Annotated in this window: 11 protein-coding genes; 8 read left to right on the top strand and 3 right to left on the bottom strand. The window is 53.8% G+C overall.

What is annotated here, in order from left to right; all coding sequences use genetic code 11:
* Positions 1–50 precede the first annotated feature (50 nt).
* Positions 51–1679 carry a potassium/proton antiporter gene (locus MUB23_RS11870; protein ID WP_244800766.1) on the top strand — a complete coding sequence of 543 codons (1629 nt, stop codon included), beginning with the start codon at positions 51–53 and terminating at the stop codon, positions 1677–1679.
* A gap of 103 nt (positions 1680–1782) precedes the next feature.
* Here MUB23_RS11870 and MUB23_RS11875 read toward each other — a convergent pair whose 3' ends face one another.
* Complete coding sequence (locus MUB23_RS11875) at positions 1783–2208, bottom strand: hypothetical protein (RefSeq protein WP_244800768.1); 426 nt, start codon at positions 2206–2208, stop codon at positions 1783–1785.
* A 352-nt stretch (positions 2209–2560) separates the two neighbouring features.
* On the opposite strand from MUB23_RS11875, the gene MUB23_RS11880 reads away from it, so the two are divergent.
* A complete protein-coding gene (locus MUB23_RS11880; protein WP_244800770.1) occupies positions 2561–2848 on the top strand; it encodes a co-chaperone GroES in 288 nt (95 codons plus the stop codon).
* 15 nt (positions 2849–2863) lie between these two features.
* On the top strand, positions 2864–4483 hold the full coding sequence (groL, locus tag MUB23_RS11885) for a chaperonin GroEL (protein ID WP_244800772.1): 1620 nt from the start codon (positions 2864–2866) through the stop codon (positions 4481–4483).
* Positions 4484–4619: 136 nt separating this feature from the next.
* Here groL and MUB23_RS11890 read toward each other — a convergent pair whose 3' ends face one another.
* Entirely contained in the window at positions 4620–6230 is a 1611-nt protein-coding gene (locus MUB23_RS11890) for a PucR family transcriptional regulator (protein ID WP_244800773.1), read from the bottom strand.
* Between the two features lie 322 nt (positions 6231–6552).
* Between MUB23_RS11890 and MUB23_RS11895 the strand changes: the two genes are divergently transcribed.
* The gene (locus MUB23_RS11895) at positions 6553–8949 is read left to right on the top strand and encodes a pyruvate formate lyase family protein (RefSeq protein ID WP_244800774.1); all 2397 of its coding nucleotides are present in this window, start codon (positions 6553–6555) and stop codon (positions 8947–8949) included.
* Between the two features lie 259 nt (positions 8950–9208).
* On the opposite strand, the gene MUB23_RS11900 is transcribed toward MUB23_RS11895, so the two are convergent.
* Positions 9209–10777 (bottom strand): PucR family transcriptional regulator, encoded by a 1569-nt coding sequence (locus MUB23_RS11900; protein WP_244800776.1) that lies wholly within the window; start codon positions 10775–10777, stop codon positions 9209–9211.
* Between the two features lie 287 nt (positions 10778–11064).
* On the opposite strand from MUB23_RS11900, the gene MUB23_RS11905 reads away from it, so the two are divergent.
* The 4 genes from MUB23_RS11905 (at position 11065) to MUB23_RS11920 (ending at position 15482) form a co-directional block, all read left to right on the top strand.
* Positions 11065–12444, top strand: a complete 1380-nt coding sequence (locus tag MUB23_RS11905; RefSeq protein ID WP_244800778.1) for an MmgE/PrpD family protein — start codon at positions 11065–11067, stop codon at positions 12442–12444.
* Between the two features lie 61 nt (positions 12445–12505).
* The gene (locus MUB23_RS11910) at positions 12506–13657 is read left to right on the top strand and encodes an alpha/beta hydrolase (RefSeq protein ID WP_244800779.1); all 1152 of its coding nucleotides are present in this window, start codon (positions 12506–12508) and stop codon (positions 13655–13657) included.
* 7 nt (positions 13658–13664) lie between these two features.
* Positions 13665–14609, top strand: a complete 945-nt coding sequence (locus MUB23_RS11915; protein WP_244800781.1) for an ABC transporter permease — start codon at positions 13665–13667, stop codon at positions 14607–14609.
* 3 nt (positions 14610–14612) lie between these two features.
* Positions 14613–15482, top strand: coding sequence for an ABC transporter permease (locus MUB23_RS11920; RefSeq protein ID WP_244800783.1), 870 nt, complete (start codon positions 14613–14615; stop codon positions 15480–15482).
* The last annotated feature ends 8 nt before the right edge of the window (positions 15483–15490 follow it).

Below are 15490 nucleotides of genomic sequence, written 5' to 3' on the forward strand. Positions count from 1 at the left end.
GGAATACGATACAATAGAAGTGAAAAATAGCAAGAAGCAGGAGGGAATGGATGGATTTTTATCTGCTGATCGCAGGCTTGGTTTGTATCCTTTCTATCATTGGAGGGAAATTTTTCAACCGGATCGGGGTTCCAGGGCTTTTGGTGTTTTTGGGCCTGGGCCTGTTGTTTGGCTCCGACGGGCTGTTCCGCATCCCATTCGAAAATTATGGGATCATGGAAAAAATAAGCACCATAGCGCTGATGTTTATCATGTTTTACGGCGGCTTCGGCACAAATTGGAAGACGGCCAGGCCGGTGATTTTTCCGTCCACGCTGCTGGCTACGGCCGGCGTTGTGATTACGGCTCTTTTGACCGGTGTATTTGCACATTGGGTTCTGCGGTGCAGCCTGCTGGAAGGGCTGCTCTTGGGCGCGGTGGTTTCCTCCACCGATGCGGCATCGGTATTTGCCATCCTGCGTCAAAAGCAGCTGAACCTGTCCGGAGGGCTGGCGCCGATTTTGGAAATTGAAAGCGGAAGCAATGATCCCTTTGCCTATCTGCTGACCGTGGTTCTGCTGGGAATCATGGGAGATTCCAGCGGAACCTCTGTTCCGATGGTTTTGTTCCTTCAAATCTTTTTAGGCTGTCTCGCCGGTGGAAGCATCGGGTTTCTCGCCTCTTTCTTGATGAGGCGGGTGCGTCTTTCGGAAAATGGGATGCAGTATCTCTTTGTCGCAGCAGTGGTGCTCCTATCTTATGTGCTCCCGGTGCTTGGCGGCGGCAATGGCTTTTTGAGCGTTTACATTACCGGGATCTTCATGGGAAATCAAAAGCTCCCTCATAAAGGGGAGCTGGTGCATTTCTTTGACGGAATCACCGGCATGATGCAGCTGATGCTATTCTTTTTGCTGGGACTTTTGGCGGAGCCTTCCCGCCTCCCCGGAATCTTATTGGCGGCGCTGTTGATTGCGCTGTTTTTGACTTTTGTTTCAAGGCCGGCCGCCGTGTTTGCCCTGACGGCTCCCTTTTCTTTTTCGATCAGAGAAAAAATCTTTCTGTCCATGGCCGGACTGCGCGGCGCGGCTTCCATTGTGTTTGCCATCTATGTGGTGATCGGCGATGTGTCGACGAAGAATGATATTTTTCACATTGTGTTCTGTATTGCCCTGCTTTCGGTGGGCATTCAGGGCAGCATCCTGCCCTGGGCTGCGAGAAAGCTGAAACTGATGGATGAGGAGCAGGATGTTAATAAGACGTTCAGTGATTATCAGCAGGAAACCGGCGTCACCCTTTTGGAAATCCGGGTGGATGAGAAATCGCCGTGGGCGGAAAAGACTTTAAAAGAGATTATCTTTCCGCCGGGAATGCTTGCGGTGATGGTCCGTCGGGGAAAAACCACGATGATTCCCCACGGGGATACCATCCTGCATCCAGATGACCTGTTGGTTTTAAGCTGCCTCAGCTACGCGGATACTTCGGATGTGAAACTGCAGGAGGTCGAGATTGGAGAGCACCATAAATGGAACGGAAAGAAACTCCGCGACCTGAAACTGCCCCGCCGCCAGCTGGTTGTCATGGTGGAACGGAAGGGGGAATATCTGATCCCGGACGGAAACACGGAGATCATGAAACGGGATGTGCTGGTGCTGTGCGAGAGCAGAGGACTGGAGAAAGCAGAAGTGGAAGGAACGGCTTAAAGCAATGAAAAAACATCGGAGGCGAAAACGCTTCCGATGTTTTTGATACGGCGGGCCGGTAAACCCTGTGATTGAAATGCCCGGCCTTACGATGGAACGGGACTTAGTCCCGGATCTCTTCCGATACGTCCTCAGCCGTTTCCGTGACGGTCTCTTTGATCTCGCGGGCAGCGGCTTTCACCTGACCTTTGACGGCGTTTGCCTTATCCATCATCTCTTCCATATTCTCCTGCAGGTCTTCTTTGGCATCGCAGGCTTTCTCTTTCAGGCCGCCGGCGACATCCTGTGCGGTGTCTGCGGCGCAGTTCACTTTATCTTTGACGGCTTCCTTGACTTCCCCGGCTTTCTCCTTCGCCTCTTCCTTGAAATCGTCAAACAGATCCTTCAAATCTTCCTCAAAGGTATCTCCGTTTTCATCTTCCTGTTCAATTTCCACTTTTAATTTATCTTTTTTCATCAGATAGGTAATGCCGCCGACAATCGCTGTAGTAACGGCGGTGAAGCAGACAAATTTTCCGAATTTCTTCATGTGAATACAATCCTTTCTAAGTTTAATATTTCAATTCTTATATCTTCCCACATCAATGCGGGCCCCTTTTTGGCAATGGAATTCCTAATTGCCCGAAAGGGTATGATATCATAAGTTAATAACATTGTAGTATAAAAGAAGAGAATTGAAAAGGGGGAAAAATGAAAAAACAAAAAAAAGAGAGAAAAGAAGAGATATCAAAAGAAACATATATAAAAAGTGGAAAATTACACGGAATCAGGAAGTTGCATTTCCGGCGCTAAATGAATAATATATACACAGTAATTAGCACTCGACATAATTGAGTGCTAACAGAGAAAAAAGATATGGTAAGAACAGGAGGACAGACATTATGAAGTTATTACCTTTAGGCGACAAAGTCGTATTAAAACACGTAGCGGCCGAAGAGACCACCAAATCCGGCATCATCCTGACCGGAGCTCCGAAGGAGAAACCTCAGCAGGCGGAAGTCGTTGCGGTTGGCCCCGGCGGAATGATTGACGGCAAGGAAGTGAAGATGGAAGTAAAACCCGGCGACATGGTCATCTATTCCAAATATGCAGGGACCGAAGTAAAGCTGGATGAGGAAGAATATATCGTTGTGAAGCAGAGCGACATCGTTGCAATCGTAGAAAAATAAGGAGGCTGATTCATCATGGCAAAGGAAATCAAATACGGCGCAGAGGCTAGAGCTGCTCTGGAAGCCGGTGTAAACAAATTAGCAAATACCGTTAGCGTAACTCTTGGACCGAAAGGCAGAAACGTTGTTTTGGATAAATCCTTCGGCGCACCCCTGATCACCAACGACGGCGTGACCATCGCAAAGGAGATCGAGCTGGAAGACGGTTTTGAGAATATGGGCGCCCAGCTGATCAAGGAAGTTGCTTCCAAGACCAACGACGTGGCCGGCGACGGCACCACGACCGCTACGGTTCTGGCTCAGGCGATGGTAAACGGCGGCATGAAGAACCTGGCTGCCGGCGCAAACCCGATTATCCTGAGAAAGGGTATGAAGAAAGCGACCGAGAAGGCTGTGGAAGCCATCAAGGAGATGAGCAAACCGATCAGCGGAAAGAATCAGATCGCCCGCGTGGCAGCGATTTCCGCCGGCGATGATTCCGTAGGCGAGATGGTTGCTGAGGCCATGGAGAAGGTTTCCGGAAACGGCGTCATCACGATTGAAGAGTCCAAGACCATGCAGACCGAGCTGGATCTGGTGGAAGGTATGCAGTTTGACCGCGGCTATCTGTCCGCTTATATGTGCACCGATATGGAAAAGATGGAAGCAAATCTGGAAGATCCCTGCATCCTGATCACCGACAAGAAGATTTCCAGCATCCAGGAAGTTCTTCCTTTGTTGGAGCAGGTGGTTCAGAGCGGCAAGAAGCTTCTGATCATTGCTGAGGACATCGAAGGCGAAGCCCTGACGACCCTGATCGTCAACAAGCTGCGCGGCACGTTCACCGTAGTCGGCGTGAAGGCTCCTGGCTATGGCGACAGAAGAAAAGAAATGCTGAAGGATATCGCTATCCTGACCGGCGGCCAGCTGATCTCCGAGGAGCTGGGCTATGAGCTGAAGGATGCGACCATGGATATGCTGGGCCGTGCGAAATCCGTGAAGGTTACCAAGGAAAATACGATCATTGTGGACGGTCTGGGAGCTCCGGAAGAGATCCAGAACCGGATCGGCCAGATCAAAGCTCAGCTGGCTGAGACCACTTCCGATTTTGACAGAGAGAAATATCAGGAGAGATTGGCCAAGCTGTCCGGCGGCGTAGCGGTAATCCGCGTTGGCGCTGCAACGGAGACCGAGATGAAGGAAGCGAAACTTCGCATGGAAGACGCTCTGGCGGCTACGAGAGCAGCTGTGGAAGAGGGCATCATCGCAGGCGGCGGCTCCGCTTATATCCATGCGGCCAAGGAAGTTGCGAAGATGGCGAAGGATCTGACCGGAGACGAGAAGACCGGCGCAGAGCTTGTTCTGAAAGCTCTGGAAGCTCCTCTGTACCATATCGCTGCAAACGCTGGCCTGGAAGGCTCCGTCATCATCAACAAGGTAAGCGAGTCCGAGGTTGGCGTAGGCTTTGACGCTCTGAAGGAAGAGTATGTCAACATGATCGAGGCTGGTATCCTGGATCCTGCCAAGGTAACCAGAAGCGCCCTGCAAAACGCAACCAGCGTTGCCTCCACGCTGCTGACCACTGAGTCCGTGGTATCCACGATCAAAGAGCCCAAGGCTCCGGCTATGCCGGATCCGGGAATGGGAATGATGTAATTCCTTACCCAGCGGGAAAGAATACAAGGTTGGATCAACCAAGCGAATAATAAGAGCTGCTCCGTCGGTGCATCCGGCGGAGCATTTTTTTTCATAAGAAATTCCTTTGGAAATTCTTTCTTTCCGCCGGCGGTTCCTATCCGTCAACGGAATTTTCTAAGAGCAGTTCTTCCGGTTTCCGGCCGGAAAAAACCTCCGCATAGCGGAGCACCCGATAAGAAAAAACCATGCGCTGCTGTATGTTGCCGTCGGTGAGATCTGCGTGCACCAAGGCTTTCAGCTTTTCCACCTTGGCGGCCACTGTATTTCGGTGCATGTAGACGGCGCGGGCTGTCTGGGAAATATTACAGTTATTGAGGCAATAGTGATAGAGGACGTCCAGGAGGTCGTCCTTTTCTTTTTTGTCGTGCCGGTAGACTCCGATCAATTCCGGCTGGGTCAAATAGATCAGATCCTCATGGCCGACCAGCGCCGTGTAGGAGCGGCAGCAGAGATCGATGGTCAGATACTCGGCGCAGTCGTCGAAAAAGAACGAACGGTTTTCTTCCCCGCGCCGGAGTATTTTCATCAGACTCAGGGCTTTCCGGGTCAGCAGCAGAGCGGTCCGCATCTGTCCGCGGCGGCTGGTGGGAGTGCCGGTCAGCGCAAGAGCGTCCCACTTTTTTAACAGTTCCTGAAGCCGATTTTGTTCCGGCAAAGGATCTTCGGGCGGAAAACGGTCCGGGCGGCTCTGGATCAAAACAATCTGGTTTTGGAAAATAGTCCTGCTGTGGCCGGGAAATAAGGCCCCTAATTCATCCAAGAGCACAGGGGCTTCAAGGAAGGTGCGCGCCGGATTTACAAACTCTACGAGAAGAATACGGTAAAAACGCTCCGGCGGGCATTCCAGGGAAGAAAATAGGCGGGCGATGGCATCCGGATCCCGCAGCCCTTTTTCCAGGATTTCATGGAGGAGAAGGTACAATCCGTTTCTCGGTCCGGGATCAGGGATTTCTTTGTTTTCCAGGCGGGCCAGAGCGCGGCAGAGCAAATGGAGCAGCGTGCGCGCGTCAAAATCCATATCTTCATTTGGCATCCAGAGCAGTAGATAGGCGGCGCAGCCTGGTTTTTTCTGGGTGCGGTACAGAAGACAGCAGTGATTCCTGTAATGAAATTTCAGATAGCGGGGAGGGAGCGACTCTCCGTTTTTTTGATTCATTTTTTCCAAGAAGTCCCGGAAATCCGGAGGCAGGGAACCAGCTGTCGGGAGTGATCCGGACTCACCGGGAGGAAACTCAAAATCAAAGGAACCGGACGGGAAAAAATGTTCATCCAGAAAGGAAACGGATGCCCCGGTCAGCCGTTTGACGGCGGCGGCGAGATCGGAGAGGGAGGCCCCTTTTCCGCAGGCTAAAAGGAAAGTCTGATTCCATTCTTGATAGAGCAGCAGGGTATCGGAAAGGATGCGGTAAAGAGAAAACAAGTCAAGACTCGTCCCGATCAGATTGAAACCGGATGGGAAAGGCCCTGGGGGGATCCGATCCCCGGCGTCCGCGAGGAAAACAGTAGCACCGCCCCACCTTTCTTCCTTTTCCCGGAGAATCCGGCGAAAATCCGCCTCTGTCCCCAGATACACAGCGTGGGAGATCGGGCTGCTCCCCGTTTCCAAAAAGCGGATGGACCGAATATCGCCGGGAAAGGGTTGAGCGATCTGCTGGTAACAAATGTGGTTTTGCATGGGATGAAGCCAAAAACGGATGTGTGACATGGCAGCCTCCTAAACGGACATCTATGAAAGTCGATTGCCCTGTGCCGTGCACTCTAGCAATCGCCGCCGGCATTCACAATCCGGCCGGTTCCTAAATCATAAGAAAATGAGGAAAAGAAAGCAAGGAATTCCGGGAAGGCGCCATAACTTTGTACAAATATTCTGCCGGAACTTCAGAAGCTTGTGCACCGGTGCACAGGCGGTAGCCGGGCGGACAGCGCTCTTTCACAGAAAACAAGGAAAAAAGGATTCGCAGTTGCCTTTCTTTTCCTTGATTCGATATGATGAATCCAGGATATCAACCGAAAAGGAGGATACACATATGACAGACCGAATCAAACGGCTGCGGGAAGCCCTGCGGGTGGAAAAGTTCCCGATCTGTGTGGAGAAGGCGCAGATCATTAAGGAATCCTTTGTGCGAAACGACGGCTGGCCTCAGATCATCCGGCGGGCCCAGGCCACCGCCGACTATCTGGACCGGCGGACCATCTTCATCGAGCCGGACGAGCTGATCATCGGCAATATTGCTTCGAAGCCCATGGGCATGGAGCTGGGGTCCCTGGGGCCCGGCTGGCCGGACGAGGATTTAAAAGACTTGCTGGACGGCGGACAGATCACGATCAGTGAAGAAGATTACCGGACCCTTCGGAGCCTGGACGACTATTTTCTTGACAAGGGGAGAACCCAGGACGAGCGCCAGGGCTCCTATTACGGGGACGACCGCCTTTGGCCTTTTATCCAGTGCGGTTTTCTCTGCCCGCCATGGCAGCAGAAAAACCAGGGGAGAGGCCAGGGGGCGGCCGGAGTCGGCTGGGGCCTTGGCATGGGGCCCACCAGCTTAAACTGTCCGGATTATGAGAAGGTGATTTTTACCGGTTATCGTTTTATGATCGAGGAGGCGGAGGCCAGGCTGCGGGAACTCCGTTTTTATGACGCGGATTCGGTGCGGAAGGCGGACTTTTATAAAGCCTGCCTGATCGGCTTTCCGGCCATGATCCGGCTGGCCAACCGCTATGCGGACCTGGCCGAAGAGATGGCGGAGGAGGAGCCCTCCGGTCAGCGGAAAGCAGAGCTTTTGGAGATGGCAAAAATTTGCCGCCGGGTGCCGGAGTACCCGGCCCAAACCTTCCGGGAAGGGGTCCAGGCCTTTTTCTTCTACTGGATTCTGATCGGTTCCGGCACCACGCCGGGAGGCCGTTTCGATCAATATCTGTATCCCCTGTACCAGGCAGATATCGAAGCGGGCCGGATTACCAGGGAAGAAGCGCTGGAACTGTTGGAGTGCCTGCGCCTTAAGATTATGCAGATGAATTTTGTAGGCGGAGGGAAAGGCCAGCGGGAGAAATGGGCCGGCATGGCCCGGTGGCACAATTTTGTGATCGGCGGCTGTGACGAGGAGGGGAACGACGCCACCAATGAGCTGACTTATCTCCTGTTGGAGGCGGCGAAGGAGGTTCAGACGCCCCATAATACGCTGACGGTCCGGGTCAGTGAGAAGACGCCGGATGAACTGATGGTTAAGGCCATGGAAGTGGTGCGGACCGGCATCGGCATGCCCGCTTTTATCTCCGAGGATTGTTATATTGAATTTTTAACCGGGGAAGGGATCCCCCTCAAGGAAGCCAGAAAATTTGCAATCGCCGGCTGTATGGATATCATGCTGCCGGGAGCGTCCCGGAATCAGGCGTTCGGCATGATGCTGGTGCCGATGATTCTGGAATTGGCCCTGTTCGACGGGATTAACCCGCGGACGCAGACCAGACAGGGGCCTTCGACCGGGCTGCTCAGCGATTTTAAAACCTATGAGGAATTCTACCAGGCGTTCCTGAAACAGGTGGAGCATATTGTCGGGCAGGTGGTGGAGGAACACAATATTTTGATCATGGCCCAGCGGGATCTGTATCCGGATATTTTCCACAGCGCCTTTTTGCAGGACGGGATGGAGGTGGCCCACGATGGTCTGGACCGCAAAATGCCCTTTGAGAACGGGGCCGCCGTCAACGTAGTCGGCATGGCTAACACCATGGATTCTTTGGCTGCGATTAAAAAGCTGGTCTTTGACGAGAAGACGGTGGACGGGGCCCGCCTTTTGGACGCTCTGGGGGCGGATTGGGAAGGATACGAAGAGGTGAGGAAGGCGTGTCTGGACGCCCCGAAGTACGGCAACAATCTGGATGACGTGGATCAGATCGGCGCCAAGCTCTGGCATGATATCGGACAGATCGTCCGCACTTTCCGCTCCGCTTTCGACGCTCCGGTGCTTCCGACCGCCATCTCCATTACGGCTCACGCGCCGGGAGGCGCTCTGACAGGCGCCACACCCGACGGCAGACGGCGTGGGGAGACCTTTGCGGACGCCTCGATCTCTCCGGTTCAGGGAAAGGATGTAAACGGCCCTCTGGCCGTGCTGCAAAGCGCGATGAAACTTCCGCAAAATGAGTTTATGGCAACGCTGATGAACATGAAGTTCCATCCCTCGGCCCTCAAAACCGAGTCGGATCTGAGAAAGCTTGGCAGTATGGTAAAGGCCTACCTGACCCACGGGGGAAAGCAGATCCAGTTCAATGTGACCAGCAAAGAGACGCTTTTGGCCGCGAAGAAAGACAAGGAGAAATACCGGGATCTGATTGTCCGGGTAGCCGGTTACAGCGCCTACTATGTCACTTTGACCGAGCGGGTGCAGGATGAGCTGATCCTGCGGACAGAACAGATGCTGTAGGAATTTGCGGCGGCAGTCGAGGATTCTCCCAATAAAAGGACGCGCCTGCCAGGGAACCGGGATAACATCCCTTTTCCCTGACAGGCGCGCTTTTTTATTTCATAGGAAATTCCTTTGAAATTCCCTATGAAACAAAAAACGCTCCGCTATGGAGGCACACGCAAATGCAAAGGAAGATGTCGCTGACGCGACGCATTTGCGGCGCAGAATTTCGCTTTGCGAAATTCTTTGTTATTATATCTGAATTTTCATCTTCTTCTTAAAGCTTCAGCTGATGTTTCAAAATTTTCTCATAATAGCTGACAATCTGGCAGGATAGAAGCAGGCTCAGCCGGAGATAGCCATCATCCAAATCCATGTGGGTCAGCTCCAGGATCCGGTGGAGCTGGTTGCGGACCGTATTCCGGTGCATGTAGAGCATATCCGCGGTCTGATTTACGTTACACCCGTTCAGGAGGTAGCAGAACAAGGTGTGGCGCAGGTTGGTCCCGTTGGTCTTGTCATAGCGGGTCAGGCAGACGATGGAGGGGTGGGTCAGATAGATGACGTCGTCGTGGCCGAAGATGTCCAAAAACGCGCGGGCGCACAGGTCGATCACATGGTAAGTCTGCATACGCAGACAGGAAAGAAAACGCTTTTCCGGGTACAGCGCCCGGCCCAAGGTGCAGGTTCTCCTGGCAAGCAGAAGCTGAGTGCGCAGCTTTTCCCAATACTTGGTCAGCGTGCTGGTGCCGGCGTAGGCATTTTTTTCTTGCAGCCAGAGCCGGAATCGTTCGTCCGTCAGCAAAGGGACGCCGTCGGCCGTGTTGGTTTCATTGGTAAAAAGCAAAACCAGAGCGTCTTTGCAGCAGCCGATGTTGTATCCCGGCAGGATCTCTAAAAGCTCCTCCCGCAGCGTACGCAGGTAGAGCGCCAGGCTTTCCGCCTCCGGGAAGGCGATATAGAGAAAACCGACGTACCGTTTAATCGGAAAGGGAAGAAGCTGAAGCTGCTCATCCATCAGATACGGGTCGGTCATAGAGTTTTCCAACAACGCCTCCAACAGCTGATCACAGGGGGTCGGAGGAGGAAGGCGGTGGAAGCTTTGGCGAAAGTCCAAATGCTTTTCCCACTGCCCTGCAATGATGAACAAAAAGTCATCCGCCGGAATGTCGATGGAGAGCGCGTCCGCATAGATCAGGAGTAGGAGAATGGAGTAATTCATCGCGTCCGTCATGGAGCGAAGGACATAGGAATAGCCATTTTCAAGCTTTCGGTAAAGCGGACGGCGCAGCCCGCCTTCCGGAATGCTTATTCGGATCTCCTCCGGCAGGCAGCGGCGGGTTTTCAGCCGCTCCGTGTAATCGTTGTGGAAGGCGGAAGTGGAGTAATCCATCAGAATCGCGTTGGCGGCGGAGTAGACGTAGACCGCACAGCCCGCGGTTTGGGACAGCGCAGGCAGAAACGTCCGCACATCCGCGTAAGTGAAGGCATTGTTCAGCCGGGAACGCCAAATATGGTACTGGTGGAAACAACTGAGGAACTTGGCGTAGACGTCCATGGTCCCGGCTGAGGTGAAGATGATGTTTTCCACGTGGATTTTCAGCCAATTGGCGTCGGGAAATCCCATGGATTCGGTGAGGACGGCTGTGGTATGAGGCTTGGGCGGACACTTGGCGGCACAATCGCAGACCGTTTTATAAGTCCCGATCAGGATCATGTGCTCGGTGCACTCCGAGACAGAGGAGGACAGCAGAATCGTGCTGTCCGAGGCCAGATAGGGGTCGGTGATGTGGCGGTAGAGGATCTGACCGCTCAAGTGTTTTAAGATCGGATCAATGTACGGCATGGGGCGCCTCCCGAAGATAAAGTCTTAGCTGCATTATAAGCGGGCGTGAAAGAAAAATCAATCGGATTGTGCAAGATGAACAAGGAGAAATTGTGAAAATTGGAAAAACGTATAGAAATATGTGAGAAAAAGACGATGGATTGACGAAGAAAAAGTCAAAATGGTATAGTCTAAGCGATGTAAGAACAAATAGACAGTATTTGACAACATGAGAATTCTGATTGTGGTTTGCGGCTGCCGTTTGGCGGGGCTGAAAACCGCAGCAAAATCTGAAAAAGGTGGACTCCATGTCATTGACAAACACATTGATAGAATTTTGCAGCAAACTGACCTATGACCAAATTCCGCCGGAGGTGACGGAGGTTCAAAAAACCGCTCTGATCGACGCTTTGTCCGTGATGGTGGCGGCGACCAGGCTGGAACCGGCGTGCCGGAAGTTTACCAGTTATGCCAAGCGGTATTCCGGACCGGGCCGGTCCACCCTGCTTGGCGCAGAGGCGAAGGTGTCGGCCCCCATGGCCGCCCTGGCCAACGGCGCGCTTTCCCATGCCATGGATTTCGAGGACTCCCATGACACGGCCTTTGTCCACTCCAATGCGGTCAGCGTGCCAGCGCTTCTGGCTGTTGCCGAAGAGATTGGCGGGGTCACGGGGAAGGATTTGATCACAGCTATGGTGATCGCCAGCGAGATGACCTGCCGCCTTTCCGGAGCGCAGAAAGAAGACTTGCTCCAATACGGCTGGTATATGCCTCCCATCCACGGAGCCATGGGAACGGTTCTCGCTATCAGCCGTCTGCTTCATTTTGATTCGGACCAGACGCTGGACGCTCTGGCGATTCTGATGAACAGCTATACTTGCAGCGGGGAGTCGGTCAACAGCAAGAGAAGCGTAGTTCGTCTGGTGCGGGACGGGTTTGCCGCCTACGCGGCGGTCAGCGCATGTCTGATGGCGCGGGAAGGGATCGAAGCCCGGTTTGAGACTCCTTTGGAAGGCGATAAGGGATATTACGCCGCCTACGCGAGAGGAGAGTACAGCGAGAATAAAGTGGTTGACGGTCTGGGGAGGATCTGGGAGAGCGGAAAGATCAGCTTTAAGCCCTGGCCCTGCTGCCGTGCCACCCATGTGACCATCGGACTTCTCCGGGAAGTGCTGAAAAAACCGGAAATCCGGCCGGAGGAGATTGTGGAGATCCATCTGAAGGTCAGCGAGATTCTTCGGATGGTGCTGGAAAAGAGGGAGATCAAATATCATCCGCAGTCAGTCATGAACGCAAAAATGAGCCTGCCCTTTGCCGTCGGTCTGGTATTGACCGACGGGGATGTGACCCTTGCCAGTTTCCGGCCGGAGCGGCTTAACGACAAGCGGGTGATCCACGGCGGGGAGCTGGTGACTTATGAAATTGACGAAAATCTGACCCGTGATCACGCCCAGAAGGTGGAGATGACCATAAGACTTCGGGACGGGAGCCGGCATATTGCTTCCGCGGAACACGCTCTCGGAAGCAGGGAAACTCCGATGACCCGGACGGACAGCTATGCCAAATATGAGGACTGTATGGGATATTCCCAAAAGGAAAAAGTATCCCGGAACGTGGACGTGATTTTTCGGAAACTGACGGAATTGGAGGCGTGCGGCGACGTGCGGGAGCTGATGGAGATGCTGTAATTGGGGATAAGACGCTTTCATCCTGAAATTAATAACGGGGAAGGAAAAGGAGGAGACCACAGTGATCAGTCAGGCAATGTGGCAGGAGGTAGACGCAGTGATGCGCCGTTACTGGCACTATAACGATGAAGGGAAAGCTTACACGCCGGATACCTATACGCCGTTCATGGCGCAGTACGTCCGGATTGACCGGACGTATCGAAAAAAGCGGAACTACGAAACTCTGGTAAAGGAGTTTCGGGAGACGGAAAAGACGGCGGGAAAAGGAAACAGCGATCCGTTCCCAATGACAGCTGAGGCGGAGGACGATGCCGCAAGGGCGGAGCTTAGAACATTGTTTCGGCTGGAACAAGAGCTGGAGCAGCTCTGCGACCCGGCGGGGATCAAGATTCCCTTGTGGGAGCCCGGCAATATTCCGGATATGCGCAAAAATCCGGATCTATGGGTGGTCTGCTCCGACGCCACGGCCAGCGAATCCCTGGATCCGGAAGATTATATTCCGAATTTCGTCCCCTACCTGCTGGAGGGGGAGGGAAAACGCCCGGTGATTTTGGTTTTGGCCGGCGGGCACCGGGGCAATTACACCTCAGGGGATCCGGTCTGCCGCTATTTCAACCGCATCGGCTGTCACGCCGTCTTGATGGGGCACCGGGTGGGAATTCAAAAGCTGAATTTCTGTCTGGACCTTCAGCGGGCGATCCGAATGCTGCGGTTTCACACGGAAGAATGGAACATTGATCCGGAGAAGATCGGAGCCATCGGCCTGTCCTTCGGCGGCGTAGTGATTACCGACTATATCGAGCAGATGTGTTTTTCAGATGTCCCTTCACAATATGATCCGGCGTACCGGGAAGACGCGGTGGACCAAATGTCCGGGACACTGAATGCTTTTCTGGGGATTTACACCTCCTCCGACCCGTTTCTGCCGCGGAGCAAGGATCTTGACTATTCCCAATATCCGCCGGTGTTCCTGGTGCTGCCCGGAGCGGATCCCATGGTGGATTTCCAGGTGGGCTTCCTGAATGATCTGATCCGCCATCAAGTGAGGGCCGAGGCGCATTTATTTGACGGTGGGATCCACGGGTTTGGCCTGGGGGACGGAGCGATCGTGGCCAATGGGAAAGACGGCCATATCCCGGCCATCGCGCTGTGGCCGGAGCTTGCGAGACTTTGGCTCATTCGGATTTTCGGCGAATGGCAAGGAAAGGAGTGACAGAAAGATGTTCCAATACATAATCAAGCGTTTGCTTTGGCTGATCCCAATCATGCTGGGCGTATCGATCCTCATCTTTTCCATCATGTACTTTACGACAGGAGATCCGGCCCGGATCATGCTGGGGAGCATGGCGACGGAAGAGCAGCTGGAGCAGGCCAGGGAGGAAATGGGGCTGAACAAGTCTTATATCGCCCAGTATGCGGATTTTCTGACAGACCTTCTTCGTCTGGATCTGGGGACCTCCTATGTCAGCAAACAGGATGTGTTTCACGAAGTAGTTACGCGGGCCCCCTACACCCTGCGGGTGGCGGTGCTGGCTCTTGCGATCTCTATTTTGATCGGCATTCCTTTGGGAATCGTCGCAGCCACCCATCAGTACACCTGGAGGGACAATGCGTCCATGCTCCTTTCCATGCTCTTTGTGTCCATGCCCAATTTCTGGGTGGCCATGCTGCTGGTGCTGCTGTTCAGCCTGAGCCTGGGGTGGCTTCCGGCCGTCGGCGTCTCCAGCTGGAAATGCTACATCATGCCCTGCATTGCGGTCAGCCTGTCCGGCGCGGCGGCGTTTGCCCGCCAGACCCGGTCCAGTATGCTGGAGGTGATCCGCCAGGATTACATTACCACGGCGAGGGCCAAGGGAGTCAAAGAAAATCTGGTGATCTGGAAGCACGGCATGAAGAATGCTTTGATTCCGATCATCACTGTCATCGGCACCCGCGTCGGCAACATGCTGGGCGGCGCGCTGATCGCCGAGACTGTGTTTTCCATCCCCGGCATGGGCGTCTATATGCTGACCGCCATCAACAACCGGGATTACCCGGTGATCCGCGGCACGGCCATGATCATCTGCATCTGGTTCAGCATCTGCATGCTCCTGGTGGATATCATCTACGCCGGGGTGGATCCGAGGATCCGCTCGCAGTTCGCTAAAAAGAAGAAAAGAGGATAGGCTATGGAAAATCAAATTTCTTCGATTAAAAAAACGAGCCAGTTCAAGGAGGTCACCCGCCGCCTGTTTAAAAATAAGCTGGCCATTGCAGGACTCGTCTTCATCGTGCTGTTGATTTTTATCATGATCTTCGCCGACTTCCTGGCGCCCTACGGCTATGCGGAGCAGGATTTCACGGCAACGTACCAGGGGCCCAGCGCAGAGCATCTGCTGGGGACCGACCATCTGGGGCGGGATATTTTAAGCCGTCTGATCTATGGATCCCGGATTTCCATGGAAATCGCCGTGCTATCCGTGGCTCTCTCGGCTACCATCGGCATTACGATCGGAGCCATCGCCGGATTCTACGGAGGCAAAATAGATAATTTACTAATGCGCTTTCTTGACATTTACCAGTCGATCCCGGTGCTGATCCTCTCGATTGCCATCGCCACCTCCCTGGGGCCCGGCGTGACCAACACGATTCTGGCCCTCGCCATCTCGGTCTGCCCCAGCTATGCGCGGCTGATGCGGGCGTCGGTCATGACGGTCCGGGACAAGGAATATATCGAAGCGGCCCGCTCCATCAATGCAAACGATGCGCGTATTATCCTGCGCCACGCCCTGCCCAATGCGTTTTCTCCGATGATTGTGAACATTACCATGACCATTGGTTCTTCGATGCTGACGGCGGCCACCTTGAGTTTTGTCGGACTCGGCGCGCAGCCTCCTTCGCCGGAATGGGGCGCTATGCTGACGGCGGCCAAGAGCTATATCCGGGATTACCCGTACATGATCACTTCCCCCGGCGTGTGCATTATGTTGAGCGTTCTTTCCTTCAACGTGCTGGGCGACGGTCTGCGGGATGCCCTGGACCCTCGTTTGAAAAATTAAGGAGGCGG

The organism is Cuneatibacter sp. NSJ-177 (assembly GCF_022867805.1).
In the GTDB taxonomy this organism is placed as follows: Bacteria; Bacillota; Clostridia; order Lachnospirales; family Lachnospiraceae; genus Pseudolachnospira.

What these genes read in the sequence shown, in the direction of transcription:
- MUB23_RS11870 (WP_244800766.1), top strand. Translation starts at nt 51, where the DNA reads ATGGATTTTTATCTGCTGATCGCAGGCTTGGTTTGTATCCTTTCTATC.
- MUB23_RS11875 (WP_244800768.1), bottom strand. Translation starts at nt 2,208, where the DNA reads ATGAAGAAATTCGGAAAATTTGTCTGCTTCACCGCCGTTACTACAGCG.
- MUB23_RS11880 (WP_244800770.1), top strand. Translation starts at nt 2,561, where the DNA reads ATGAAGTTATTACCTTTAGGCGACAAAGTCGTATTAAAACACGTAGCG.
- groL (WP_244800772.1), top strand. Translation starts at nt 2,864, where the DNA reads ATGGCAAAGGAAATCAAATACGGCGCAGAGGCTAGAGCTGCTCTGGAA.
- MUB23_RS11890 (WP_244800773.1), bottom strand. Translation starts at nt 6,230, where the DNA reads ATGTCACACATCCGTTTTTGGCTTCATCCCATGCAAAACCACATTTGT.
- MUB23_RS11895 (WP_244800774.1), top strand. Translation starts at nt 6,553, where the DNA reads ATGACAGACCGAATCAAACGGCTGCGGGAAGCCCTGCGGGTGGAAAAG.
- MUB23_RS11900 (WP_244800776.1), bottom strand. Translation starts at nt 10,777, where the DNA reads ATGCCGTACATTGATCCGATCTTAAAACACTTGAGCGGTCAGATCCTC.
- MUB23_RS11905 (WP_244800778.1), top strand. Translation starts at nt 11,065, where the DNA reads ATGTCATTGACAAACACATTGATAGAATTTTGCAGCAAACTGACCTAT.
- MUB23_RS11915 (WP_244800781.1), top strand. Translation starts at nt 13,665, where the DNA reads ATGTTCCAATACATAATCAAGCGTTTGCTTTGGCTGATCCCAATCATG.
- MUB23_RS11920 (WP_244800783.1), top strand. Translation starts at nt 14,613, where the DNA reads ATGGAAAATCAAATTTCTTCGATTAAAAAAACGAGCCAGTTCAAGGAG.